Annotated in this window: 28 protein-coding genes; 16 read left to right on the top strand and 12 right to left on the bottom strand. The window is 68.3% G+C overall.

The window, feature by feature from the left end:
* Window positions 1-15: 15 nt before the first annotated feature.
* From P0Y33_RS15945 to glyA, 3 genes are all read right to left on the bottom strand, one after another.
* Window positions 16-897, bottom strand: coding sequence for a tetrahydrofolate dehydrogenase/cyclohydrolase catalytic domain-containing protein (locus P0Y33_RS15945; protein ID WP_279528374.1), 882 nt, complete (start codon window positions 895-897; stop codon window positions 16-18).
* A 94-nt stretch (window positions 898-991) separates the two neighbouring features.
* Window positions 992-1,792, bottom strand: a complete 801-nt coding sequence (locus tag P0Y33_RS15940; RefSeq protein ID WP_279528373.1) for a YihY/virulence factor BrkB family protein — start codon at window positions 1,790-1,792, stop codon at window positions 992-994.
* 51 nt (window positions 1,793-1,843) lie between these two features.
* Window positions 1,844-3,091, bottom strand: a complete 1,248-nt coding sequence (gene glyA, locus P0Y33_RS15935) for a serine hydroxymethyltransferase (protein ID WP_279528372.1) — start codon at window positions 3,089-3,091, stop codon at window positions 1,844-1,846.
* 132 nt (window positions 3,092-3,223) lie between these two features.
* Here glyA and P0Y33_RS15930 point away from each other — a divergent pair, with 132 nt between their 5' ends.
* The 3 genes from P0Y33_RS15930 to P0Y33_RS15920 all read left to right on the top strand — a co-directional run bounded on the left by P0Y33_RS15930 (window position 3,224) and on the right by P0Y33_RS15920 (window position 8,056).
* Window positions 3,224-5,257 (top strand): hypothetical protein, encoded by a 2,034-nt coding sequence (locus P0Y33_RS15930; protein WP_279528371.1) that lies wholly within the window; start codon window positions 3,224-3,226, stop codon window positions 5,255-5,257.
* A gap of 155 nt (window positions 5,258-5,412) precedes the next feature.
* Window positions 5,413-6,234, top strand: a complete 822-nt coding sequence (tbsP, locus tag P0Y33_RS15925) for a transcriptional regulator TbsP (RefSeq protein WP_279528370.1) — start codon at window positions 5,413-5,415, stop codon at window positions 6,232-6,234.
* Between the two features lie 73 nt (window positions 6,235-6,307).
* A complete protein-coding gene (locus P0Y33_RS15920) occupies window positions 6,308-8,056 on the top strand; it encodes a YcaO-like family protein (protein WP_279528369.1) in 1,749 nt (582 codons plus the stop codon).
* Window positions 8,057-8,186: 130 nt separating this feature from the next.
* Here P0Y33_RS15920 and P0Y33_RS15915 read toward each other — a convergent pair whose 3' ends face one another.
* On the bottom strand, window positions 8,187-8,945 hold the full coding sequence (locus P0Y33_RS15915) for a proteasome assembly chaperone family protein (protein WP_279528368.1): 759 nt from the start codon (window positions 8,943-8,945) through the stop codon (window positions 8,187-8,189).
* Between the two features lie 99 nt (window positions 8,946-9,044).
* Between P0Y33_RS15915 and P0Y33_RS15910 the strand changes: the two genes are divergently transcribed.
* Entirely contained in the window at window positions 9,045-10,043 is a 999-nt protein-coding gene (locus P0Y33_RS15910) for a mechanosensitive ion channel family protein (protein WP_279528367.1), read from the top strand.
* Here the strand turns inward: P0Y33_RS15910 and P0Y33_RS15905 are convergent.
* Entirely contained in the window at window positions 10,024-10,428 is a 405-nt protein-coding gene (locus P0Y33_RS15905) for a universal stress protein (RefSeq protein ID WP_279528366.1), read from the bottom strand. The genes P0Y33_RS15910 and P0Y33_RS15905 overlap by 20 nt on opposite strands.
* A gap of 53 nt (window positions 10,429-10,481) precedes the next feature.
* Window positions 10,482-11,867 (bottom strand): bifunctional metallophosphatase/5'-nucleotidase, encoded by a 1,386-nt coding sequence (locus tag P0Y33_RS15900; RefSeq protein ID WP_279528365.1) that lies wholly within the window; start codon window positions 11,865-11,867, stop codon window positions 10,482-10,484.
* A gap of 95 nt (window positions 11,868-11,962) precedes the next feature.
* Between P0Y33_RS15900 and P0Y33_RS15895 the strand changes: the two genes are divergently transcribed.
* The 3 genes from P0Y33_RS15895 to P0Y33_RS15885 all read left to right on the top strand — a co-directional run bounded on the left by P0Y33_RS15895 (window position 11,963) and on the right by P0Y33_RS15885 (window position 14,209).
* Window positions 11,963-12,199, top strand: coding sequence for a DUF5816 domain-containing protein (locus tag P0Y33_RS15895; protein ID WP_279528364.1), 237 nt, complete (start codon window positions 11,963-11,965; stop codon window positions 12,197-12,199).
* A 210-nt stretch (window positions 12,200-12,409) separates the two neighbouring features.
* Window positions 12,410-13,807, top strand: coding sequence for a serine hydrolase (locus tag P0Y33_RS15890; protein WP_279528363.1), 1,398 nt, complete (start codon window positions 12,410-12,412; stop codon window positions 13,805-13,807).
* Window positions 13,808-13,900: 93 nt separating this feature from the next.
* Window positions 13,901-14,209 (top strand): DUF7116 family protein, encoded by a 309-nt coding sequence (locus tag P0Y33_RS15885; protein ID WP_279528362.1) that lies wholly within the window; start codon window positions 13,901-13,903, stop codon window positions 14,207-14,209.
* A 3-nt stretch (window positions 14,210-14,212) separates the two neighbouring features.
* Here P0Y33_RS15885 and P0Y33_RS15880 read toward each other — a convergent pair whose 3' ends face one another.
* A complete protein-coding gene (locus P0Y33_RS15880; RefSeq protein WP_279530129.1) occupies window positions 14,213-15,343 on the bottom strand; it encodes a pyridoxal-phosphate-dependent aminotransferase family protein in 1,131 nt (376 codons plus the stop codon).
* Window positions 15,344-15,541: 198 nt separating this feature from the next.
* Here P0Y33_RS15880 and P0Y33_RS15875 point away from each other — a divergent pair, with 198 nt between their 5' ends.
* From P0Y33_RS15875 to P0Y33_RS15855, 5 genes are all read left to right on the top strand, one after another.
* Window positions 15,542-16,093, top strand: coding sequence for a mechanosensitive ion channel domain-containing protein (locus P0Y33_RS15875; RefSeq protein WP_279528361.1), 552 nt, complete (start codon window positions 15,542-15,544; stop codon window positions 16,091-16,093).
* 64 nt (window positions 16,094-16,157) lie between these two features.
* The gene (locus tag P0Y33_RS15870; protein WP_279528360.1) at window positions 16,158-17,093 is read left to right on the top strand and encodes a metal-dependent hydrolase; all 936 of its coding nucleotides are present in this window, start codon (window positions 16,158-16,160) and stop codon (window positions 17,091-17,093) included.
* 52 nt (window positions 17,094-17,145) lie between these two features.
* The gene (locus P0Y33_RS15865) at window positions 17,146-17,781 is read left to right on the top strand and encodes a hypothetical protein (protein ID WP_279528359.1); all 636 of its coding nucleotides are present in this window, start codon (window positions 17,146-17,148) and stop codon (window positions 17,779-17,781) included.
* Window positions 17,778-18,443 carry a hypothetical protein gene (locus tag P0Y33_RS15860; RefSeq protein WP_279528358.1) on the top strand — a complete coding sequence of 222 codons (666 nt, stop codon included), beginning with the start codon at window positions 17,778-17,780 and terminating at the stop codon, window positions 18,441-18,443. Before P0Y33_RS15865 ends, P0Y33_RS15860 begins: the two co-directional genes overlap by 4 nt.
* A 34-nt stretch (window positions 18,444-18,477) precedes the next feature.
* Window positions 18,478-18,684, top strand: coding sequence for a dodecin (locus P0Y33_RS15855; RefSeq protein WP_279528357.1), 207 nt, complete (start codon window positions 18,478-18,480; stop codon window positions 18,682-18,684).
* Between the two features lie 23 nt (window positions 18,685-18,707).
* Here the strand turns inward: P0Y33_RS15855 and P0Y33_RS15850 are convergent, their stop codons facing one another.
* The 3 genes from P0Y33_RS15850 to P0Y33_RS15840 all read right to left on the bottom strand — a co-directional run bounded on the left by P0Y33_RS15850 (window position 18,708) and on the right by P0Y33_RS15840 (window position 20,338).
* Complete coding sequence (locus P0Y33_RS15850) at window positions 18,708-19,073, bottom strand: HesB/IscA family protein (protein WP_279528356.1); 366 nt, start codon at window positions 19,071-19,073, stop codon at window positions 18,708-18,710.
* A gap of 64 nt (window positions 19,074-19,137) precedes the next feature.
* Window positions 19,138-20,085, bottom strand: coding sequence for a 2-dehydropantoate 2-reductase (locus P0Y33_RS15845; protein WP_279528355.1), 948 nt, complete (start codon window positions 20,083-20,085; stop codon window positions 19,138-19,140).
* Between the two features lie 49 nt (window positions 20,086-20,134).
* Window positions 20,135-20,338 carry a hypothetical protein gene (locus P0Y33_RS15840; protein ID WP_279528354.1) on the bottom strand — a complete coding sequence of 68 codons (204 nt, stop codon included), beginning with the start codon at window positions 20,336-20,338 and terminating at the stop codon, window positions 20,135-20,137.
* 201 nt (window positions 20,339-20,539) lie between these two features.
* Here P0Y33_RS15840 and P0Y33_RS15835 point away from each other — a divergent pair, with 201 nt between their 5' ends.
* Window positions 20,540-21,346, top strand: coding sequence for a ZIP family metal transporter (locus P0Y33_RS15835; protein ID WP_279528353.1), 807 nt, complete (start codon window positions 20,540-20,542; stop codon window positions 21,344-21,346).
* Here the strand turns inward: P0Y33_RS15835 and P0Y33_RS15830 are convergent.
* Window positions 21,343-21,594 (bottom strand): hypothetical protein, encoded by a 252-nt coding sequence (locus tag P0Y33_RS15830; protein ID WP_279528352.1) that lies wholly within the window; start codon window positions 21,592-21,594, stop codon window positions 21,343-21,345. The two genes, P0Y33_RS15835 and P0Y33_RS15830, sit on opposite strands and share 4 nt — an antisense overlap.
* Here P0Y33_RS15830 and P0Y33_RS15825 point away from each other — a divergent pair.
* Window positions 21,568-22,749 carry an ISH3 family transposase gene (locus P0Y33_RS15825; protein ID WP_279527514.1) on the top strand — a complete coding sequence of 394 codons (1,182 nt, stop codon included), beginning with the start codon at window positions 21,568-21,570 and terminating at the stop codon, window positions 22,747-22,749. The two genes, P0Y33_RS15830 and P0Y33_RS15825, sit on opposite strands and share 27 nt — an antisense overlap.
* A gap of 159 nt (window positions 22,750-22,908) precedes the next feature.
* On the opposite strand, the gene P0Y33_RS15820 is transcribed toward P0Y33_RS15825, so the two are convergent.
* Complete coding sequence (locus P0Y33_RS15820) at window positions 22,909-23,598, bottom strand: GNAT family N-acetyltransferase (RefSeq protein ID WP_279528351.1); 690 nt, start codon at window positions 23,596-23,598, stop codon at window positions 22,909-22,911.
* A gap of 218 nt (window positions 23,599-23,816) precedes the next feature.
* On the opposite strand from P0Y33_RS15820, the gene P0Y33_RS15815 reads away from it, so the two are divergent.
* Together P0Y33_RS15815 and P0Y33_RS15810 are read left to right on the top strand one after the other, a co-directional pair.
* Window positions 23,817-24,182: a hypothetical protein gene (locus P0Y33_RS15815; RefSeq protein WP_279528350.1), complete on the top strand. Its 366-nt coding sequence runs from the start codon at window positions 23,817-23,819 to the stop codon at window positions 24,180-24,182.
* Window positions 24,172-24,738, top strand: a complete 567-nt coding sequence (locus P0Y33_RS15810; RefSeq protein ID WP_279528349.1) for a hypothetical protein — start codon at window positions 24,172-24,174, stop codon at window positions 24,736-24,738. The genes P0Y33_RS15815 and P0Y33_RS15810 overlap by 11 nt, the downstream gene beginning before the upstream one ends.
* Window positions 24,739-24,754: the final 16 nt, after the last annotated feature.

Below are 24,754 nucleotides of genomic sequence, written 5' to 3'. Positions count from 1 at the left end.
ATGAAACGGCCGGCGTCAGGGGAGGTCGACCGGGACGTCCTCCTGCGACGAGGCGGCCTTCACGGTGTTGTAGAGGAGCATCGCGCGGGTCATCGGGCCGACGCCGCCCGGGACGGGCGTGATGACGTCGGCCTTCTCCTTCGCGCTCTCGTACTCGACGTCGCCGACGAGTTCGTACCCCTTCTCGTTGTCCGCGTCGACGCGGTTGACCCCGACGTCGACGACGGCGGTGCCCTCGGTGAGCATCGACCCGTCGACGAGTTCGGGGACGCCCGCGGCCGCGACGACGACGTCGGCATCGCGGGTCTTCGCGGCGAGGTCGTCCGTGTGGGAGTGGGCGACCGTGACGGTGGCGTCGGACTGCAAGAGCAGGTGGGCCATCGGCTTGCCGACGATGTCCGAGCGGCCGACGATCACGGCGTCCGCACCGTCGAGTTCGACGCCGGCGTCGTCGAGGAGGTACTCGACGCCGTGGGGCGTACAGGGCTTGAAGCGGGGGTTCCCGGCGACGAGTCGGCCGACGTTCTCCGGGTGGAAACCGTCGACGTCCTTCGCGGGGTCGATGCGGCGGAGGACCTCCCGCTTGTCGACGTGGTCCGGGACCGGGAGTTGGACCAGGATGCCGTTGACGTTCGGGTCGGCGTTCAGGTCGTCGATGACGCCGTAGAGCCCCTCGGCGGGTTTCTCGGGGTCGATTTCGACGTGGATGCTCTCGATGCCGAGTTCCTCACAGTCGCGCTGTTTCATCGAGACGTACGTCTCGCTCGCGGGGTCCTCGCTCATGAGGACGGTCGCGAGACCGGGCTGGACGCCCGACTCCTTCAGGGTCTCGACGCGTGCTGCGAGTTCGTCGCGCAGGTCCTTCGCGACGGCGTCGCCGTCGATGACGGTGGTCATTCACCCACGTCTTCGAACGGGAGCGCCTTCAATATGCCGGAGCGTGCCCATCTAGTGGCAATAATACCGTTATGTATGCAGGGACGTGTATCACTCACTCCTCCGGGACGACGTGCCCACCCAGCACCGCGTTCAGGACGACGCCGACGAGGAGGACGAGTCCGCCGACGTAGAGCCACGTCATGAGCAGGAGGACGGCGCCGACGACGCCGTAGAGGTGGACGCTCCGGGAGGCCTCCGCGTAGAGGCGGAAGCCGAGTCCGGAGAGGGTCCACGCGCCGGCCGCGAACAGCGTGCCGGGGAGGACCTCCCCGACGGTCACGTCCGTCGCCGGGAAGACGTAGTAGATGGGGAAGAAGAGGAGGACGAAGCCGACGAACAGCAAGACCGGCGCGGAGGCGTACCACGAGGCGGCGTCGGTCGCCCGCGCCAGGAGGACGCCGCCGGCGGCGACGAACCCGATGGACCCGATAGTGAGGACGAGCACGACGACGACTTCGAGGATCTCCTGGACGACTCGTTCGTCCGCATTCGTCTCCAGGACGTCGGCGAAGACGCGGTTGAGCGCCTGGAACGTCCGCGTCGCGCTCCAGATGAGCAACACCGACGCGATGACCGCCGCGCGTTCGCGTGGCTGGTCGCCGCCCGTTATCTGGTGGAGCGTCCCGACGGTGACCTTCGTCTCGGCGATCGAGTGGAGGATGGGGACGACGTGGGAGAGTTCGCCGGCCTCCTCCAGGACGATCAGCGCGAGCAACGACAGCGGGACCAGCAACAAGAAGAGGTAGTACGCGAGACCGGCCGCGACGAGCGTCATCCGCTGCTCGCGTGCCTCGGCGACGACGGCGCGGACCGTCCGCTGGAAGTCGGTCACGGCCGACGACTCCTCACCCATGGGGGTGGATTCGGGCGCGGGTCTTGTGAGGGTTCGGGCAGACGGCGAGGGCTACCCGTAGACGGGGTACTCCGCGCAGAGTTCGTCGACCGTCTCCGAGACCTCCGCGTAGACCTCCTCGTCGCCGACGTTGTCGACGACCTTCGCGATGCAGTCGCCGACGATCTCGATCTCCTCGGGACCGAAGCCGCGAGTCGTCAGGCAGGGCGTACCGGCACGGATGCCCGAGGGGTTGAACGCCGAGCGCGTCTCGCCGGGGACCGTGTTGGCGTTCAGGACGATACCGACCTCTTCGAGCGCCTCCTCGGCGTCGCCGCCCGTGGTGTCCGGGTGCGACTCGCGGAGGTCGGCGAGGACGAGGTGGGTGTCGGTGCCGCCGGAGACCAGCGAGAAGCCGTGGCCCTGGAGGGTCTCGGCGAGGACCTCGGCGTTCTCGACGACCTGCTCGGCGTACTCCTCGAACTCGGGCTGGAGCGCCTCCTCGAAGCCGACGGCCTTGCCGGCGATGTTGTGCATGAGGGGGCCGCCCTGCGCGCCGGGGAAGACGGCGGAGTCGACGGCGTCGGCGTACTCCTCGCGACACATGATGATGCCGCCACGCCCGGCACGGATGGTCTTGTGCGTCGACCCGGTGACGAAGTCCGCGACGCCGACCGGCGAGGAGTGGACGTCGGCGGCGACGAGACCCGTGATGTGGGCGATGTCGGCCATGTGGTAGGCGTCGACGGCGTCGGCGGCCGCCTGGATACGCTCCCACTCGACCTCCCGCGGGTAGGCGGAGAAGCCGGAGACGACGATGTCGGGTTCGAACTCCTCGGCCTGCTCGCGGATGCCCTCGTAGTCGAGGTAGCCGGTCTCGGCGTCGACCTCGTAGTGTTCGACGTCGAAGAGTTGGCCGGCGAAATTCGCCTGGTGACCGTGCGAGAGGTGGCCACCGTGGGTGAGGTCGAGGCTCAGAATCTTGTCGCCGGGTTCGAGGACGGCGAGGTAGACGCCGAGGTTCGCCGACGACCCGGAGTGGGGCTGGACGTTGACGTGTTCGGCACCCCACAGCGCCTTCGCGCGCTCGATGGCGAGCGTCTCGACTTCGTCGGCGAACTCACAGCCACCGTAGTAGCGCTCGCCGGGGTAGCCCTCGGCGTACTTGTTGGTGAGTTCGCTGCCCTGGGCCTCCAGGACCGCCTCGCTGACGTGGTTCTCGCTCGCGATCATCGCGAGGGTGTCGTTCTGCCGCTCTCGCTCGCCTTCGAGGGCTGCCGCGACGGCCTCGTCGACCTCGCGTACCTCGTCGTAGCTCATGTCCTTACTGCGCCCGCGGGGAGCCATAAACTTGCCCACCTCCGGCTAAGTTTACGCCGGACGGTTCGAGGTACTAAATCACGCACCGTCCTCGACAGAAATATATGCCCATCTCCTGTAGGGGAGACGTACGTGATCGAGTGGGAGGAGACCCAGACGGGGATCCGCGCGATAGACAGCGCGAAGCGCGAACTCGTCATCGAAGCGCCCGACTGGCGGACGTGTGAACCGCAGAGTGAGATCACGCACCCGACCGACGCCGTGGTGGGCGGCGAGGTCGAGACGCTCTCTCTGCCGCCACTGTTCGCCTCCGTTCTCGACGTCGAGAGTGGCGAGACTGTCGAAATCGACCGTGAGAAGCCGTACGAGGTCGGCGAGGGGGTCTACCTCCTCAACATGGACGCCAGCATCAAGGCGTACATCCGCTTCGAGGGACCGGCGTCGCTCGAACAGACGCACGACGACCTCGTGGTCCGCTTCCCGGAACGGCGACGTATCACCATCGGGTTCCGGAGTCGGATCCGTGCCCCCGGCACGACGATCACGGTCCCCGAGACGGTCGAGGGGTTGGCGACGGCCATCACGCACGCCACCTCTGCACACCGGACGACGGGACCGGACCGGTCGTTCCCGACGATGCGCCGACACCCGCCGAAAGTCGAGTTCGGCGACGGCTACGACATCCCGGACGCCGTCGTCGAGCAGACGCCCGATACCGGCATCGAGGTACACGTCCCGCCGGACATGGAGACCGTGTTCGCCGTCGCGCCCCTGGCCTACTACCTCCCGGCCGAGTTGACCGTCGAGGAGGGCGTCATCCCGCACGTGCGCGCACCCGACCTCGGACTCCACTACGAACTGGGACCGGACCTGTTGCGTGCGGCCCCCGCACTCCTCAAGCGGGTGTTCTGGCTCGACTGTCTCGTCAGGGACGCGGGTCCACACGGCATGAACGTCTCGGAGGGCGAACTCCTCGACCAACTCGACCTCGACGCCGAGGAGGCGTACGCGATGGACCCCGACGAGCGGCTCCTCGAGTACCTCGACGCCCCCTACACGCTCGTGAAGGACGAACTCCCGGAGTGGCACCTCGCGATGCACGTCGAACCGACCTTCGAGCACGCGCGAGTTCTCCCCTTCCTCCTCGACCGGATGAGCTACATCTACCCGCCCGAGACGACCGAGTTGGAGGGGCGTGAGTTGATGGAGCGCTCGCTCGACGACTTCTACCGGCAGTCGCCCGGTCCCATCGCGAGCGTCGACATGGTGAAGCCGAAACTCCGGCAGGGCCGCGTCCACGGGTGGATGGCCGAGGGGACCCCCATCGACGTATTCAAGACCATCCCCGAGGCCTACTTCAACAACCTCGACTACCTCGGCGCCGACGACGACACCATCTCCGTCACGGTCGTCCTCAACGACAAGGAGATGGCCGGCGAGCGCGACCGCGTCGCCGAAATCTACGAGGAACGCGCGAAGGAACTCCCGATGGACCTCTCGCTGGAGTACGACCTCACGAAAGACGAACTCGCCACGGTCCTCGAAGAACCGAACGACTTCGTCCACTACATCGGCCACTGTGAGGTGGACGGCCTACGGTGTGCCGACGGCAACCTCTCCATCGAGAGCATCGAGGAGTCGAACGCCCAGACCTTCTTCCTCAACGCCTGTGGCTCCTACTACGAGGGACTGGACCTCGTCCGGAAGGGCAGTGTCGCGGGCGCCGTCACCTTCCGGAAGGTGCTCGACGAGCAGGCCGCGAAGGTCGGCACGGCGTTCGCCCGGATGCTCGTCAACGGGTTCTCCATCGAGCGCGCCATCCGCCTCGCGCGCCGGCGCATCATGATGGGCAAAGACTACGCCGTCGTCGGCGACGGGACGCAGGTCATCACCCAGTCCGACGCCTTCATCCCGGCCACGGTGAACGTCGAGCGACTGGATAGCGGCGACTTCAACGTCCGCTACAAGGCCGGACTGCTCTGGGGGCACGGCGGCGTCTACAAGCCGTACGTCCCGAACGAGCAGTCGATGCACCTCATCGGCAACGAGGTCGAGACGACGCTCCGCTGGGACCCGTTCCTCAACTTCCTCGACCGCTCCGAGGTCCCGGTCGTCTACGAGGGCGAGTTCTTCTGGTCCGACGAGGTCGCCGAACGACTCCGCTGAGCGGGGCTCTGTTCGACCGAAGCGACGGCTGATTCAGCAGCCACGATTCGAGAACTAAACGCTGTACGCCGTTATTTTCCCGTCGAGAGCCAGTTTTACACCTTCTCGACTGGCGATAAAATTATATATGCATGTGTTCTAATATCCCCACAGGGATGACAGCCAACTTGCTCGGCACCACGGTCGACGGCGTTCTGGGGGAAGTGTTCGACGAGGGACCCGACGACCTGTTCGTCGTGAACCCCTCGGCGGACACGATCGAGAGTGTCGTCGAGACTGCGACGTATTACGAGGGCGACCTTCCGGAGATCCGGATGCTCGCCGACGAACGACTGCTGAAGGACGTGATGGACGACTTCCTCGTCGCCTCCAACACGGCCGACCTCATCGAGGCCGACACGCTCTCGCTTCGCACCGTCGAGGACAGCACGCGGAGTTCGCTGCTCGTCACGGAGGACGCGACCGTCGCGCTGGTCGCCGCCGGTGACGACGTCGGTGGGCTCGTCACCGACGACGAGGAGTTCGTCGACGCCGCCTACGAGGCCGTCGAGGCCGACTGGGAGTCCGCCGACGAGTACACGCTCCGGACGCCCGGTATCTCGCGCATCCGGCAGACGCTCGACGAGGACATCAGCCCCGAAGTCGAGGAGGACTTCGAGAACGTGCTCGCGTCGCTCGAGACCGCTCGTGGCGACGGTGATGGCCTGGACGAGGTCACGATCAGTCTCCTCGTCGCCGCGCGCAACCGCGTGCTCCTCTACGACATCTCCAAGTGGGGCGAGGACGTCGGTATCGCCTCCAAGGCTACGTTCAGCCGCACGAAGACGAAGCTCGAAGACATGGGTCTTATCGACACGGAGAAGGTCCCCATCGACGTCGGTCGACCCCGTCTCCGCCTGAAGCTCTCCGACGACCGGCTTCAGGACGCCCCACCCTCCGAACTCGCCAACGTCGCCCAGTCCATCCTCGCTAGCTAAGCGGACCCGGACCCGGTCGACTCGCGAGCCGAACCCACCTTCTTCATTATCGTCGCCCCGCGTAGCCGGAGGCATGTCGAACACTACCGTCGCCGTCGTCGGGAGCGGTGCCGCCGCGGAGGCCGTCCGGGCCGCACTCGCCGACGCCGACGTGACGGTCACGGACACCTCGCCGTCCGACCTCGACGCGTCGCTCGACCTGGCGGTCGTCGTCGGCCGGGCCGGGAGCGCCGACTTCCGCCGCGCCGACGAGCGTGCCCGGGACGTCGACCTCCCCTGGATTGCCGTCGAACTCGGCGGCGTCGGGGGCTACGCGCTGGACGGTGTCGACGCCAGCGTCACCGCGTTCGGTCCGGAGAGCGGCTGTTTCACCTGCCTGTCCACGCGGGTCGCGGCCGACGCCGACCCACAGGACGTCCAGGAGTCACCGAGCGTCTCGCGGAGCGCGATTCGGCTCGCGGGCGCACACGCGGGATCGCGTGCGGTCCGGGCGCTCGCGGGCACAGACGTCTCGGGGACGGTCCTCGAACTCCCACACGCCGAGCGTGCGTTCCTCCCGGTCCCGAACTGTGACGACTGCGGGGACACCCCCGACCGCGAACTCGACCTCGACGACGCGGACGTGCCCGACCTACAGGGTGCGCTCGAACGGGCCGAGCGCGCCGTCGACGACCGCGTCGGCGTCGTGCAGGCCGTCGGCGAACGCGAGTCCTTCCCCGCGCCGTACTACCTCGCACAACTCTGCGACACCAGCGGATTCAGCGACGCCGAGGCGCGCCGGCAGGCGGCCGGCGTCGCCGCCGGATGGGACCGCGCCTACATGAAGGCCATCGGCGAGGGACTGGAGCGGTACAGCGCGGGCGTCTACCGGACCGCCGACTTCGAGCGTGCGCTCGCCGACCGCGACGACGGCGTCTCGGTCGAGCGGTTCGTCCGCCCCGAGGGCTACGAGACGCCCGCCCCGGACGACACGCTCCAGTGGGTCGGGGGAGTCGACCTCCACGACGGGACGGACGCGGCGCTCCCCGCGGAGTTCGTCGTCTTCCCGCCGCACGAGGAGCGCTTCGGGCCGGCCATCACGACCGGGCTCGGACTCGGCGGGTCGACCGTCGACGCGCTGCTCTCCGGGCTCTACGAGACGGTCGAGCGCGACGCGACGATGCTCGCGTGGTACTCGACGTTCGAGCCACTCGGGTTGCAGGTGACCGACGCCGACCCGGAGTTCGCCGAACTCGCGAAACGCGCCCGCAGCGAGGGACTGACGGTGACGCCGCTGCTCGTCACGCAGGACGTCGACGTGCCCGTGGTGGCCGTCACGGTCCACCGCGCGGACGGCGAGTGGCCGTGTTTCGCCGCCGGCTCGTCGGCCGACCTCAACGCGGCCGCCGCCGCCCGCGGCGCGCTGGCCGAGGCACTCCAGAACTGGATGGAACTCCGGGCGATGGGCGAGGAACGCGCCGCCGGCGAGGAGGGCGCCATCGCGCGATACGCCGACTTCCCACGCGAGGTCCGCGGGTTCGTCGACCCGGAGACGACGGTCCCAGTCGACTCGGTGGGTGCCGAGGAGCCACCGAGCGGTCGCGCGGAACTCGACGCCGTCCTCGACGCGCTCGACGGCGCCGACCTCGACGCCTACGCGGCCCGTCTCTCCCCTCGCGACGTCGAGCAACTCGGGTTCGAGGCCGTCCGAGTGCTCGTCCCCGAAGCACAGCCGCTGTTCGTCGACGTCGACGAACCGTTCTTCGGCGAGCGCGCCAGGCAGGTGCCCCGCGAGCTAGGGTTCCGACCGCAGTTGAGCCGGCCGTTCCACCCCTACCCGTGAAATAGCGTACAGGCGACCGAACCGTCCCGCGGACGAGGTGGTCGCCGTCTCCGGAGCGGCCCGTCCGCGGCTGTTCTCACAGCACGCCACGTCCTGGCCGCGTCTCCGTACTTGGGTTTCGGGGTCGCGTCTACACGTACATCCGGTCTTCGGGTCGCTGGTCTTCTTCGACGTTCTCGACGCGCTCGGCGAGGTCCTCGTAGTGCTGGGCGACCTCGGCGGCGAACGACTCGAGCGGTCCGGTGTCCACGTCGAGGTCGTAGACGTCGGAGACGGTGTCGAGGAGGCGGATGGCGGCCTCGACGTCGGGGGCCTGTGCGTGGGCCGGCGTGACGAAGACGCCCGCGGCGAGCGGGGAGTCGATGCCGCGCGAGAGGAGTTCGGCGTTGACGCCGTCGAGGAAGCCGGTCCCCATCGCCGGGACGTCGGCGTCCGCGAGACGGCGCTCGTGGAAGTCGTCGGTCGCGATGTAGAAGGTCCGGTGCTGGTCGGGACCGTGCGGGACCGGGACGCCTGAGAGGACGGCGACTTCGTCGACGCCGTTGTCGCCCATCCAGTCGACCACGGTGTCGCTGACCGGGCGGGCCGCCAGTTGCGGGACGACGAGTTCGCCGACGAGGACGGTGACGTCGAGGTCCGGACGGGAGAAGAATCGCGTGTGGTGGCGCGGCCGGCCGTTCTCGAAGGGCGTGATCGTCGGGAGGGAGTCGGTCGTGACGTGGCCGGTCTTCTCCAGGTCGAGGTGGTCGACGAGGTAGTCGACGGCGGTCAGCCCCGCGAGCCCGAACTGCGAGAAGCCAGCGAGGAGCGTCCCGCTCGGCTCGGTTTCGGTCGTGATGTCGAAGGTGGGCGTCCCGGCGGCGACCGGGTCGTTCGTGTACGACGTCATACGCGAACCCTCTCTCGCCCCCCTCTTAGCGGTTGTGCGCCCGGCCGTGACACGCCCCCGAGCGAAGGGGTTTTGCCCCGGCGGGGAGTTGGCCCGGACGTGCAATCGGGTTCGGATTCGAGTTCGGTCTGGGACACGGTGTGGTCGACGCTCGGCGGCGTCGACTGGGGGAGCCTCGCCCGGACGTGGGAGTGGCCGCTCGCCATCTTCTTCGTCGTCGGTGGGTGGGCGCTCGGGAAGCTCCTCGTGCGGCTGCTCGGCCGCCGGGTCGCCCGGCGCTTCCAGCGGCCGAGCGTCACGCGGACGGTGCTCCGACTCATCCGGACCGGCTCGCTCGCCATCGGGGCGTTCGCCGCGCTCTCGGTGTTCGGCCTCGGTCTCGGCGACCTCGTCCTCTCGGTGACGGTGTTCTCCGCCGTGCTCGGTCTCGTGCTCGCGCCCATCGTCGGGAGCGTCATCAACGGCGTGTTCGTCCTCGCCGACCAGCCCTACGAGATTGGGGACATGATCGAGATCACCGACACCGGCCAGCGGGGGTTCGTCGAGGACATCACGCTGCGCTACACGAAGGTCTTCACCCTCGACAACACGTTCCTGGTCGTCCCGAACGGGTCGATGCGCGAACGCGACGTCATCAACTACTCCGCGGAGGACGAGCGAATTCGGCTACGCCTGAGCGTCGGCGTCACCTACGAGAGTGACGTCGCGGAGGCACGCCACATCATGGAGGAAGCCGCGAAAGAGGTCGAGACCGTGCTCCCCGGCGGTCCCGACATCCGAATCGGGAGCGCACGATACGTCGCGGCGCCGACCGCACGCATCGACGAGTTCGCCGACAGCAGCGTCAGCCTCACCCTCCACTACTGGGCGAAGGAGCCGTACAAACTCTCGAAGGTCCGCTCGGAGGTCCAGACCGCCATCTGGGACGCCTTCGCGGCGGCGGAAGACGTCGAAATCGCCTACCCCCACACCCACCACGTCTTCGACGAGACGAGCGGGACCGCGCGGGTCGCCGTCGACGGCGACCGCGACGGGAACGGCAGAGGCGGCGAGACCGACGCCGCCACCGACGCCGACCTCACCGGACGGGAACGGTGACGAGTTCGCAGTTCAGGTGTTCTTCGAGGTAAGACTCGACGTCGGGTTCGCCGAGGAGGCTCCGGAGCACCCGCCGCCACCGGCTCAACTGCTTCGTCCCGATGACGACGACGTCGGCGTGTTCGGCGGCCGCCTCGTCGAGGATGGCCTGCTCGACGAGGAAACTCCGACGGACGACGTACCGGGCGTTCTCGATGGGACCGAACGCCCGCTCGGCGGCGTGTTTCAACGCGGTGCGCGTGACGTGCCGGTCGTTCTGGTAGAGGTCGACGTGCAGGACGGTCAACTCGGCGTCGCGTTCGTTCGCCAACTCGACGGCCGACTGGAGGGTCCGTTTCGAGTGTTCGGTCAGGGGGTAGCGGACCGGGACCACCACGCGAGTCATAGTCGGAGTGAGCACCGCCCCCGCCTAAGGTCTTCGGAGGGAATCGTGACTCATCAGGCGGACTCGACCGACCGACGGACGATGCGTCCCTCGATCTCGGCGTCGATACCGACCTCGCGGGCGTAGTCGACGAGGACGTCGTACTGCGTGTAGAAGCGCTCGCCGCGGTGCTCGTCGTCGAGCAGGGGGAACTCCTGCTCGGAGTGGAAGAGGTAGTCGGTCGTCGCGACGGTGTAGGTGGCGTCGAGGTCGACCGGGTCGCCGCCGACCCGCGCCTCGACGAGTTCGTCCGTCGCGTGGTCCCAGACGAGTTCGATGCCGCTGACGTGGCCGTGCCACCAGTCGGCCTGCCCGAAGCTCACGACCGCGCCGCTGGACTGCCGGAGGAGCGTGAGGAGTTCGCGGCCGGTGAGTTCGCCGACGATGACGTCCTCCTCGAAGGGGACGACGCTCATCAGGTCGGCGACGGTCACGTCTCCGTCGAGCGGTTCGCCCTCGCGGATGCCCCCGGAGTTCTGGAGACCGACGTCGGCGTCGGCGACCCAGCGGTAGGCGTCGGCGACGAAGTTGCCGATGCGGCTCTCGCCACGGAAGACGGTCGCCTCGGTCCGTTCGATGGGTTCGTCGACGGTCGCGACGACCTCGTCCAGCCCCGCAGCGGCCATCCGATCCCGGAGGGCGTCGGCGACGTCGTCGGCCATCGGTCCCTCGTCGACCGCGTGGCGCTCGACGGTCGGTTCGCCCCCGTCGAGCGTCACCTCATGGACGATGCCGCCGTTGACGCCGGGGCGGACGATGAGGGTGCCGGCCACGCGCTCGCGCGTCTCCGCGTGGAGGTGGCCGCCGAGGACGACGTCCACGTCGAGTTCGACCGCGAGTTCCTCGTCGGGTGTCCCGAGATGTGAGAGGACGACCACGTAGTCGACGCCCTCCTCGCGGAGCGCGGCGACCTGCTCGCGGGCGGCCGCGACGGGGTCGGAGAAGTCGACGTCGGTCGCCATCGGGTTCAGGTCGCCCGTCTCGGGGGCGGTGACGCCGACGAAACCGACGCGCACGCCCTCACGCTCGACGACGGTCCGGGGGACGACGCCCTCGTCGGCGGCGAAGCGTCCACCGTCCGCGTCCCAGGCGTTCGCCGAGACCCACGTCTGCGGCGAGTCGGCGACGACGTCGCGGGTCGCGTCTGGCCCGAAGTCGAAGTCGTGGTTCCCGAACGTCTCGACGGCCGTCCCGACTCCCTCGTAGAAGTCGAGGGCCTGTCGCCCCTCGGTGACGAGCGGGAGCACGCCCGGCGAGGTGGTGTCGCCCGTCCCCGCGACGACGGCGTCGGGACCGTCGAGCGACCGGATGGTACCAGTGAGCCGACCGATGCGGTCGGGGCGGTCGTAGGCGTTCTCGACGTCGGAGTAGTGGAGGTGACGGAGAGGAGAGTCGCTCATACCCACCGATACGCCGCCGAGATACATGAGGGACACGTCTCTTCGGCTCCGAACCGACGGACAGCCTCAAGTCCGCCGACCGGCTACCACGAGCCATGTTCGAAGTCGACACCGCCGACGGCGTCGTCTACGTCGCCGAGAACGAGGGTGATCGGGGGAAGAAAGCCCCGTTCCTCGTCGTCTACCGCAGCCGCGACCGCGAGCACCGCTACGGCTGGTTCTGTACGCACTGCGAGACCCTCGACAACGCGATGGACTCGATGGGCCGCATCCAGTGTAACGTCTGCGGGAACCTCCGCAAGCCCGAGGAGTGGGACGCAGCCCACGAGTGACGACTAGGCCGACACTCGCGAGCGAACGCGTCGAGTTGGTTTCTCAGATATACGGGCGATAACTAAGATACGGGCCGAATTACCGAGATATTCGGGCCATATCTCCGTTATCGAGCGAGTTGCCGAGTCGTTGGCGACGTTCGCGAGATGTGGCCGACGGCGTCGCGTCCCGCCCACAGCATTTACTTCGTCCCGTCTCTTCCTTCAATTATGAATCCGGACACCTCTCTCGACGGGCCGACTCGCCGGGAGATCGAGTCCTTCGTGGCCGACTGGGTGGCCGAACACGACGTCCCCGGCGCGGCACTCGTCGTCGTCGACGGCGACGAGACCGTGTATGCCGACGGCTTCGGCGCGCGCGACCTCGCGGCGGAAGACCCCGCGACGCCCGACACGCGGTTCGGCATCGCCTCCGTCACGAAGTCCGTAACCGCCGTCGCGGTCCAGCAACTCGCCGCCCGAGGCGACCTCGCGCTCGACGACTTCGTCGGCGAGTACGTCCCCCGCCTCGGTTTTCCGGACGACCCCGTGTCCGTCGCAGACCTCCTCTCGCACACGTCGGGGATGCCCTCGGACGGCGCGAGCATCGCCCACATCTCCCGCGCGCTCGACGTCGACCCGAACACGGCGCCGCTGTCGAGCGAGACCGACCGCCGTCGCCACGTCGACGACGCGAAGGGCGACCGGACGACGTCGGACCCCCACACCCACATCCGGAGCGAGGAACGCCCCTTCTTCTACTACAACACCGGCTACACCATCCTCGGCGAGGTCGTCGAGGCGGTCGACGGCCGGCCGTTCCGCCGCTACGTCGAGGAGGAGGTCCTCGACCCCCTCCGGATGGCACACTCGGGTTTCGACCCGGACACCGAGGACGCCGCCGTCCCCTACTACCACGACCCGGAGACCGGCGACCTCGAACGCGGCGACTTCCCCGCGAAGGGGACGGGCGCGGCCGGCGGCCTGCTGAGCACGGCGACGGACCTCGGTCGCTACCTCCGCTTCCACCTCACCGGCAACACCGGGGTGCTCCCCGACGAGCGCCGTCACGCCTGCCACGAGGGGCACGCGACCCGAGAGACCCGACTCGACGGGAGCGAACAGCAGTACGGCTACGGGTGGATGCGCGAACCCTTCCTCGACGACACGCTCGTCAGCCACTCCGGGACGCTCACCGTCTCCTCTGCCTTCGCCGGGTTCCGCGAGGGAGCGGAGGTCGGCGTCGGACTCCTCGCGAGTACCGTCCCCGACGTCCACCCGAGTGCCGTCGGCCGGGGCGTCCTCGCGCTACTCGACGGCACCTCCCCCGACGAGGCGGTGGCCCGCTTCGGTCTCGACGCGAAGTTCGACGCCGTCACCGGCCAGTACGCCTCCCACCGCGGCATCCAGCGCGCGACGGTCGAACGCGAACACGGCGGCGTCCGCGTCGACTTCGACAACGCTCTCGGTGGCGAGACCCTCGTCGCCTTCCCCGAGACGAGCGACCCCGACGACTACCGCTTCTACACGAGCACGGCCGACGGCGCCCACGTCCCGCTCACGTTCGAGGAAACGGACGACGGCTTCGACCTCTTCTACCGGCGGTGGCGGCTCCACGGTTCGACGTGACGCCCGCTGTCGGTTCCACCGAAAACCGGGTGCGGGCGCCGACCTCTCGTTCGGGAGAACAGTTAAGACGTCACACGCACAACCTCTTGTTGGATGGTGCCACTTGACACACCACCGTCGGAGGAAGCGCGGTCGATATTCGACGACCTCGGATACGACGTCTCCGGCCAGGGAAACCGATTCCAGGCCGCTCGCGGGTGGAAGGAGGTCGACGTCTACGCCGTCACGGACGAGGTCGAGACGGTCGACGGTGACCGAATGCGGTGTTACGTGACGTGGGAGGCACAGGCGCCCGACTTGCGTCACGCCCTCGCACAGTCCGATCCAGAGTTCGAGTGGGCCGTCATCGGCGTCCGGGACGACGGCGACTACGAAGTCGCCCGCGCACCCGAGACGCAGTAAGACTTACAGTTGGTCGCGGGCGGCCGCCAGGGCCGCGCCCGCGTCCGCCTCGTACCCCTGTTCTTCGAGCGCGTCGGCGAGTGCGCCGAGCAGCAGCGTCACGTTCTCCGCACGCGCGCCGTGGCCCATACAGCCGATACGGAAGATGTCGCCTTCGAGGTCGCCGAGTCCGCTGGCGATTTCGAGGTCGTACTTCTCGAGCACGTGGTCGATGACTGCACCGTCGTCGACGCCCTCGGGGACGCGGACGGCGTTGAGACTCGGGAGCCAGTACTCGTCGGGCGCGTTCATCTCCAGACCCATCGCCTCGACACCCGCCTTCAGCGCGCCGGCGACGCGTTCGTGGCGTGCCCAGCGCTCCTCGATGCCCTCCTCGGCGACGAGTCGGAGCGCCTCGCGGAGTGCGTAGACGTTCGTGATGGGCGCGGTGTGGTGGTAGGAGCGCTCCTCGCCCCAGTAGCCCTCCAGCAGCGAGAGGTCGAGGTACCACGAACGCGACTCCTCCTCGCGGGAGAGGACCTTCTCCATCGCCCGGTCGTTGAGCGTGAGCGGACTCGCGCCCGGCGGGCAGGAGAGACACTTCTGCGCGCCCGAGTAGGCGACGTCGACGTCCCACTCGTCGACCTTCAGTTCGACCCCGCCCAGGGAGGTGACGGTGTCGGCGACGACGAGCGCGTCGTGGCTGTGCGCGATGTCCGTGAGTTCCGGGACGTTCGGCTGGAGAACCCCAGTGGAGGTCTCCGCGTGGACGAAGCCGAACACGTCCGGCTGGTGGGTGTCGAAGGCATCCTGGACGGCCGCGGGGTCGAGGGGTTCGCCCCACGGGGCGTCGACTTCGACGACCTCGCCGCCGGCGCGTTCGACCATCGACGCCATCCGTCCGCCGAAGTAGCCGTTCGTCGGCACGAGGACGGTGTCGCCGGGTTCGACGACGTTGCCGAACGCCGCCTCCATCGCGGCCGACCCGGTACCCGAGACGGGGATGGTCCACTGGTTCTCGGTACGGAACGTGTACCGTAGGAGGTCCTGTACGTCGTCCATCAACTCGACGAACGCGGGGTCGAGGTGTCCCACGAGCGGGGTGCTCATCGCGCGGAGGACGCGGGGGTGGACCGGACTCGGGCCGGGACCCATCAGCGTTCGGTTCGGTGGCGTCAGCTCGTCGACGTCATCAGGAATCGGAAATTCCTGATTGGCCGACGAGTCGCTTCGCGTCTCGTCGATGTCGGGTCGCTCCATGCTCGGTGTTTCCGCACAGGGGAAGTATAACCTTCTCGAAAGGCCCCCGAGAGGGGAGTGGCTTTAGGGGCGGGCCGGGCGAACCACCGCCGAATGCCCACGCTCACCGACGTCGTCCAGCAGACGCTCGAACAGTTCGTCGACGGCATCGTCGCGGCCTTCCCGAGACTCCTCTCGGGAGTCATCTTCCTCCTGCTCGCCGCCGCCCTCATCCACGTGGTCCTCTGGGGCGTCCGCGGGATTCTCAGGCGCGCCGCGAAGGGCCAAGAACTCTACGTCCAGTTCGGGACGACCGTCGTCGCCGTCTTCCTCTGGTTCGGTGCCATCCTCACCTTCCTGACCGTCGTCGGTCTCACCGAAATCGCCGCCGCGCTCGGCACCGCCAGCGGCTTCCTCGCGCTCGGCGTCTCCTACGCCCTCTCCGGGATGATCGCGGACGCCGTCGCGGGCATCTACCTCCTGCGCGACCCCGACTTCAACCCCGGCGACCGGATCTCCGTCGGCGACACCGAGGGCACGGTGAAGGAGATCGAACTCCGGAAGACCCGCTTCCACGTGAAAGGCGACACGGTCGTCCGGGCGAACGCCGAGGTCGAGAAGAAGTGGACGAAACGCGAGGAGGTCGAGGACGTCGGCACGGAGTGATGCGAGTTACAGTGTGACACACCTAGCCGCGAGTTTATGTTTCGGGAACGACTAGCTACACTCGATGTTCCTGGGACACGAGACGCTCGCGTTCGCGCTCGTCGCGCTCGTCGCCACGCTGTGTGGCGTCTCCCGCGAGCGGGCGCTGGCGCTCGGCGTCGCCGCCGGCCTGTTCGCCTTCGTCCCCGACGCGGACATGGTGTACGCCCTCGCGGGCTTCCTCCGCGTCGACTCGGCGAGCGCGTTCGCCGCCGCCAACGCCTTCTGGTCGGCGTCGACCGCCGTCCACCGCTCGATCACCCACTCGCTGGTCCTGGCGGGTCCCGCGGCCGCCGGGTTCGCCCTCGTCGCCGCCACGTCGCGGTTCCACCGGGCACTCGGCGCGCTCCTGCTCGCTGGCCTCGTCGGGGTCGCGTTCGTCGCGAGCGGTCCGCTCGGCGTCCTCGTGACGGTCGCCTTCGCCCTGGCGGGACTCGGCGTCGTCGCGCTCGCTACCCGTCGACTCGACCTCGGGTCGCGCGCGGTCGGCGCGACCGCGCTCGTGGGCCTCGTCTCGCACCCGTTCGGCGACCTCCTGACCGGGCACCCGCCCGCGTTCTTCTACCCCTTCGAGGTGACGCTGCTCGCGGGTCGACCGGCCCCGTTCGGCGACCCGACGCTCAACCTCCTCGCGGCGTTCGCCTTCGAACTCGCGGCCATCTGGGCCGGTCTGGTGGTCTTCCTCGCCCTGACCGACCGGCGCTTCCGCGGCCACCTCGCACCGCGTGCGGCCGCCGGCGGGGCCTACGCGCTCGCGGCGCTCGTCATCCAACCGCCGACGCTGGAGACCTCCTACCAGTTCGTCTTCAGCGTCCTCGCGGTCGGGTCGGTCGGTCTCCACCCCCGCTCGCTGCTCGACCGCTCCCTCCCGGACCCCGTCGCCGTCGCGGTGACCGGGCTAACCGCCATCACGGTCGCCGGCGCGGGCTACACCGTCGCCTACCTCCTGGCGCTGACCTGACCGCCGGACGTCACCCGTACCGCTTTTAGTCCGCCCCCGTGTCCGTTCCGGCGTGAAGGATTCGGGTCGCCTCGATCGACTGCTCGAGAACCAGCGCACCAACACGGTGCTGTCGTGGGCGCTCGTCGTCTTCGTCGGCCTCGTCGCCGTCGGGAGTCTCGTCGAGGGGGACCTCCTCTGGACCGGTTTCGCCGTCGTCGTCGCGGCGCTGGCCGTCGTCCCGCCGTGGGCCTACCGAAGCCCGCGCGTGATGCTCCCGTGGGAGGTGCTGTTGCTCGCAGCGTTGCCACTCTTCGGTCGCGTCGTCGCGACGCTCCCGCTGGCGACCGACCTCGCGACGTACCTCTCGGTCGCGGCGCTGGCGCTGGTCGTCGCCGTCGAACTCGACGTGTTCACACCCGTCCGGATGAACGACTGGTTCGCCGTGCTGTTCGTGGTCATCGCGACGATGGCGGCCGCGGGCGTGTGGTCGCTCGTCCAGTGGCTCTCCGATCACTTCCTCGGGACGCACTTCGTCCTCCCGCGACCGCCGGTCACCGACGCGGAGGAGGCCGCGGCGCTGAACGCGCTGATGTGGGACTACGTCGCGGCGACCGTCGCGGGACTCCTCGCGGGCGTACTCTTCGTCTGGTACTTCCGGCGGCGCCGCGACATCGAACTCCGGCTCCCGGAGGGGGTCCACGAATGAGGCTCCGCGACCGTCTCGGCGTCTCCGAGCGCCGACAGTACCAACTCTCGCGGCTGATGCAGTTCTGTCTCGTCGGCGTCCTCTTCGTCGGCCTCGACCGGGGCAACCTCGGCATCGTCGTCAACGCGGGTCTCGCCCTCGCGCTCACGCACCTCCCGGCCATCCTCGAACGCGACTACGACCTCCCGATGGACTCGGGCCTCGTCCTCTGGCTCACGACCGCCGTCTTCCTCCACGCGGTCGGGACGCTCGGCCCGTACGGCGCCGAGACCGGCCTGCTGGGTTACTGGGACCACCTGACCCACGCGCTCTCCTCGTCGCTCGTGGCCGCCGCCGGCTACACGTTCGCCCGCGCCGTCGACGAACACACGGAACACGTCGACCTCCCACCGACGTTCATGTTCGTCTTCCTCGTCCTCGTCGTCCTCGCGTTCGGCGTCTTCTGGGAAGTCGTCGAGTTCGCGGTCAGCGAGATCGCACGAGCGCTCGGTTCGGACTCCGTCCTCACCCAGTACGGACTCGACGACACGATGCTCGACCTCGTGTTCAACACCATCGGGGCCGTGCTCGTCGCCGTCTGGGGGACCGCCTACCTCACGGACGTCGCCGAGGCCGTTCGCTCGCGTATCGCGGGCGGACGCGACGCCTCGGACGGTGAGTAGCTTTAACTGTCAGCCGAACGCCGTACCACGCGACATGGTTTACAAGAAGATCACCCTCATCGGTCGGAGTCCGGAGAGTTTCGAGGCGGCTATCGACGACGCCATCGAGCGAGCCGAAGACACCCTCGACAACGTCTCGTGGGTCGAAGTACAAGAACAGGGCGTCGAGGTCGCGAGCGTCGAGGGCCGCGAGTACCAGGTCGAAGTCGAAGTCGCGTTCGGTCTCGAGAGCGAAGACTGACGGCCGCGTCGCGGCGCTATTTTTTACGTGCGGAAGGACTCGCCACAGCCACACTCGGCCTCGACGTTCGGGTTCTCGACGTGGAACCCCTCGGCCTGGAGACCGGACTCGTAGTCGAGTTCGCTCCCCTCGATGTAGCGCATACTCGCGGGGTCGACGAACACGCGGAGTCCGTGGTGTTCGAAGACCGTGTCGTCCTCCTCCGGTTCGTCGTCGAAGCGCATCCCGTAGGAGAGGCCGGCACAGCCCCCCTGCTGGACGAACAGGCGGAGGCCCGCGATGTCGGTGTCGAGGTCCTCGCTCTCCAGGAGGGAGAGCGCCTGTTCCGCAGCGTCCTCAGTGACCGTGATGGTGGGGCCGCCGTCCCCGTTCTCGGCGGTGGTGCTCATGGACGTCTCTTCGTGCCCAGAGGTGTTAATTGTGGCGCTGGTCGGCGCCGTTGCCGGGACCCCCTCAGTCCGCCCGCTCCCGCCCGCGCTCGTCGGCGTGCGGCTTCAGGAGGGCGTAGACGGCCCGGTTCAACGGTGCGTCCACGCCCACCTCGTCGGCGTGGCGGACGACCGACCCGTTGAGCGCCTCCAACTCCATGCGCTTGCCGTGGGTCAGGTCGTAGTGCAGCGAGGAGGTGGCGTCGGCTTCGAGGTCGCCGACGAAGTCGAGCCACTCGTCGACCGTGTCGTCGGGGAGGTCGACCCCCTCGGCGGCCGCGACGGCGACGACCTCGCGCATCAGGTCGGCGTAGAACGACCACGTCTCCTCGGTGGACCGTATCTGCTCGACCGTGAGTCGGCCGGCCGCGCTCGTCCCGGCCTGCGCACAGATGAGGACGAACTTCCGCCAGAGTTCCTCGCGGACGTCGTCGGCGAGCACCGACTCGACGCCCTCGCAGGCCGAGAGCGCGTCGTGGAGGCGCTCGGCGCGCGCACTCCGGCCGGGGACGCCCTCGCGAGACCACTCGCCGAAGACGAAGCGGGCCGGGCCGCCGGTGTGCTCGACGACGCCGGGTTCGGCGATGGTCGAGAAGATGTAGGCGACGCCACCCAGCACGTGCTCCTCGCCGACCTCTTCGGCGAGCCACCGCTCGTTGTCGACGCCGTTCTGGAAGGAGACGACGCCGGTGTCCGCGTCGAGTAGCGGGTCGAGTTTCCGGGCGACGTCGGCGGTGTCGTAGGACTTCACGCAGACGAGGACGAAGTCACAGACACCGATGTCGGCCGGGTCGTCGGTCGCCGGGACGTCGACGTGGGTGTCGCCGTGGACGCTCTCGACGGTCAGCCCCTCCTCGCGGAGCGCGTCGAGGTGCTCGCCGCGGGCGACGAGGTGGACGTCGTGGTCGGCGTCGGCGAGTCGGGCGCCGAGGTAGGCGCCGACGCCGCCGGCACCGTAGATTGCGAACTTCATACCCGCCGAATGGACGGGGGAGGTGAAAAAGGGTTGCTCGACGACGGTACTACAGGTCCTCGGCGGTGACGAGGTGGTCGGTCTGGAACGCCTCCCAGGCCTGCCACACCAGGAAGACGAGGAGAGGGACGAGAACGACCGCTGCGAAGAGGTAGAGCCCCTCCCACGCGAGTTTCATCCCCGTGAGGACGGCACCGCCCGTGATGACGCGGATGAGGATGGTTCCGAGGAACGCACTCAACCACTGGTGCATATTCGACGGTCGGGCGGGGAGACGTAAAACTCGACTGGCTCGAAACGCCATAGGTGGCCGCTAGCACGCGTAACACGTCCGTTTCCCGAATTATAGATTGTGGCTAATTCGTCGGAGCGTCGGCAGCAGCGTGTGATGGAGTCCCACAGAGAGCCGGCGGGCTGGTTTTAACAACCCCGCCGTCCGAAGCGGGGGTAACCGATGTTCGCAGATTTCTTCGTTCGGGTCGCCGGTGAGAACCCGGTGATGCAGGCCGTCGTCGGGGGACTCGTCATCGCGCTGGCGAACCTCGTCGGCGCATCGCTCGTCTTCGTCCTCCGGGAACCGAGCGAACGGACGCTCGACGCGCTGCTCGGATTCGCCGCGGGCGTCATGCTCTCGGCGGCGTTCACGAGCCTCATCATCCCCGGTGTCGAGGTCGAACCGCACGGCGGGATCGTCCCCGTCATCGTCGGTATCCTCCTGGGCGTCGTCGTCCTCGACCGGGCGGACGCGTGGGTCCCACACGTCCACGTCCTCATCACCGGTCGGAAGCGCGCCGACCAGGCCGTCGAGAGCGCCCGGTTCGGCTCGGTCGTCCTCTTCATCGTCGCCATCACGCTCCACAACATCCCCGAGGGGCTGGCGGTCGGCGTCGGCTTCGGGTCGGGGAACCTCGGCGACGCGCTCGCGTTGATGCTCGCCATCGGCATCCAGAACATCCCGGAAGGACTGGCCGTCTCCGTCGCCGCCGTCAACGCCGGGTTCGACCGGTTCTCCTACGCCGCACTCACGGGCATTCGCTCGGGACTGGTCGAACTCCCGGTCTGCATCCTCGGCGCCTACGCCGTCACACAGGCCGGTTTCCTCCTCCCCTACGCGATGGGGTTCGCCGCCGGCGCGATGCTGTTCGTCATCTCCGACGAGATCGTCCCCGAGACGCACTCGCGCGGCCACGAGCGGGTCGCGACGCTCGGGACGATGGTCGGCGTCGTCGTGATGCTCTACCTCGACGTCGTGCTCGGCTAGCCGAACGCGTAGGCCAGAATCGCCCGGACCGCACCGCCGGCGAGCGGCGGCCCGCGGGGTGGCCGGACCATCCGCGCGAGGGCGCGCTGGCGCTCGAACCCCAGCGCCGTCCAGTCGACGGACTCAGCCGTCGGTGCGTCGGGAACACGTACTGTCGGTAGTTCCCATCGAGTCAGCGGATAGTTACAACTGACGAGGTTACGTTCACAGAAATCGTCTGGATGGGTGTTGTGGAATTTCTCTACCACCCAGACACTGTTCTTACGGCCTCTGACCTTGAAACCTTAGCGCTTAATCTACTCGCAGCGATTCCAATCCCCGGAGTCGAAGGCTGCGGCTTCGACTCCGGGATCATCCGTCAAACGCTGCTGCAAGCTGCTGTCGATCAGAAGTCCATCAAAGCCGTCACAGATACCACTCGTGGAAGCTACTCCGACGATTACACCCTCAAACAACTGCACACCGTTCCAGCAGACGACCTCGAAGCCGCCGTCAACGACATCTTCGCTCAACAGGCGGCGATGATCCTCGGCCCCGGTCCGAGGATCATCTGCCTCGACTTCGTCGATATCCACTACCACGGTTGCCCACACGCTGACGCTAGCGAACTCTGTCACACGAAACCCCGCGATGGCACCAGCAAGTGCCATCGCTACCTCGCTGGATTCGTCCTCTGCCGGGCGAAACCACTCGTCGTTGCCGTCACGCCCGTTCGTGGTGATGAGTCGAAAAGCGACGCGGTCGAGCGACTGCTCGACCACGTCGCGGCCCTCCCGTTCACCGTGGCTGGACTTCTCGCCGACCGCGGCTTCTACAACGGTGCATCAATCGAGCGACTGGATGCCGTGGCACCAGTCGCTCTTCCGATCGTCCGCCGTGGGAAGCAGGTGGCCGAGAAACTGGACACGACGGTCTCCTACTGGACGGAGTACGTGATGTACGAGGGAAGCGAGCGGGAACTGCGCTTCCCGCTCGCAGTGTGTGTCTCCTACCAACAAGGCAACCGAGGCAAACACGGGTTGCTCGTGCGGGCCTACGTGGCGTGCGATCTGACCGATCGCACGCCGAAGGAAGTTGAAGCTCTCTACCAGAAACGCTCAGCCATCGAGACAGCCTTCCGGACGATGCGTGAAGCGCGTGCGCGGACAAGTACAACCGATCCAGCCGTTCGGTTGTTGTTCATCCTTGTGAGCTTCCTGCTGCGGAACCTCTGGGTGATTGTCCGATGGGGCGTGCTCGCCACGCCGCGACGCGGCGGGCGAGCACTACCCGTCTGGTTCCGCTTCGAGGTGTTCCGGGAGTGGGTTGATCACGCTCTTGACGACACCTTGAGCCGGAAGTGGGAAGCACCAACCAACGGTGTCGGAATCCCGCCGACCTACAGCGAGCTGGACGCGGGCTGAAGCTGCCCGCGTCCAGCGGCAGCCCTGTACATGAGCGACAGCTTCGCCTCTTGTCTGGGTTGACGGCGCTCTCACTGGCGTGAGAGCGCCGTCTTTGTTCGACTCATTGAATCGGTCGCTCTGATCCCGTTCAGTTCCTTCCAGAAACCGAGTCAGCAATCAGGAACGATGGGAACTACCGACTGTGAGCGGGTCCGCGACCACCGTCGCGGCGTGGCGGACCAGTCGCTCGGCCGACTCGGGTGCGTCCGCGACGACCGGACCGAGGTTCCACCCGTGGGAGTCGGGGTGGAGGAGCGCGTACCCGTCGATTCCGTCCGATTCGGCGACGGGCAGCGTCGTCTCCGGGTCGTCGGCGAACGCGCGGAGGAGCCACCCGCGGTCGAGACCGGTGCGTCGCTGGTCGAACGCCGCGACCGCGTCGTAGTCGGCGGGACTGGCCTCGCGGACGCCGTCGGCCGACGTCGCGTCGGGCCGGCCCTCGTACTGGGCGACTGTCGTCACCGTCCGGAAGCCGGCACGCTCGTAGATCGGCTGTCCCGTCGGGTTGGCGTCAAGGCCGAGGACCGGCGAGTCGGCGCGCTCGCAGGCCGCCTCGAAGATGTCGGAGCCGAGACCCCGCCGCCGGTAAGTCTCGTCGACGAGGACGCAGCCGACCCACCCGACGTCGCCGTAGCCGGCGACTGTCGTGGTCGCGACGAGCGCGCCGTCGACACGTCCCCCGACGGCGGTCACCTCGTCGGCGATCAGCAACCGCTCCCAGTCCGCGCGGCGCATCCCCCACCCGGCCTGCCGCGAGAGCCGGAGCGCCGCGTCGGCGTCCGTCGGTCCGAGAGTCCCAACGTTCATCGCCCGTGTGGTCGACGCGGGCGGAGAAGTGACTGTCGACGTAGTGGCGTGCAGACGACGCTCCCCTCCACGGGCCGGCGCGTCGCCGTCACCGAATCCGCGGCCCGTGGCTGCCGTTACAGCACGCCGCGAAGTGGTACCGTCTTGGTACGTGAACGTTCGCCCGGTCGGCGTGACGACGTACGAACACTTTTCTCACTCTGCGGTGATGTCCGCCCATGCGTCGCCGTTCCCTCCTCGAAGGCGTCGCGGGCGTGGTGGCCGCGGCAGGCCTCACCGTCGGCGCGTTCGCGAGCGCCTTCAGCGCCGACGACCACCAGATTCGCGTCGTGAACCAGACGGACGAAGAGCGCTGGGTTCGTGTCCGCGCGCTCGGCGAGGTCTTCGGCGTCGAGGTGACGTCCTTCGACGCCGAGTACGGGGTCCCACCGGGCGAGTCGGTCCACCCGCAGGTCGTCGACGGGACCCACCGACTCGTCGTGGAGTCGGCGGGCGAACGCGACGAGGTGTTCGTCGACGGCGGGATGGGGAGCTGTACCGTCTCGCTCCACACCGAGGGGGTGGACGTCGCCTGTGCTGCCTGACGGGTCACGTCGCGCGCTCGACGGCGCGCTCGGTACGTTCGCACTGTCGACTGTCGTCGCGGCGGGATACGCGTGGCGCCAGCCACTCGAAGCCGCGGAGCCACTCGGTCCGGTCGCCGCGTTCCTCGTCTCCTGCGTCGCCGTCGGTACCGTCGCAGCGTGCTGGCGGCCACGTGAGGGCCTCGCCGCCGCGTGGCTGACGGCCGTCGGCCCACTGCTCGGGTTCGCGGTCTTCCTCGCGGCGTTCGGCCCGCGCGTCCGGTGGGTGTACCCAGGTCCGGAGACGCTCCTCGTCCTCTACGGCGCCGCCGTCGTCGCCGGGCCGCTCGCGGCACTCGGCGTCCTCCTCGGGTCGTGGCGTACTGGCGACACGCGCGCCGGTCGTTCGAACCGTCGGGTACAGGGCGCGGCGCTAGCAGTGGTCGTCGCTGGCGTCGCGTACCTCCTCGGGCTACCCGACGTCCTCTGGTGGCCGCAGGCGCTCACCGCGTTCTGGGCCTTCGCCGTCGCGGTCGTGGCGTCGGTCGTCGCGGCCGCCCTGGGAGCCAGCGCGTGAGCGTCCAACCACAGTA

It is taken from the genome of Halospeciosus flavus, from assembly GCF_029814175.1.
Taxonomy (GTDB): domain Archaea; phylum Halobacteriota; class Halobacteria; order Halobacteriales; family Halobacteriaceae; genus Halospeciosus; species Halospeciosus flavus.
This window is presented reverse-complemented; position numbering and strand designations above follow the sequence as displayed.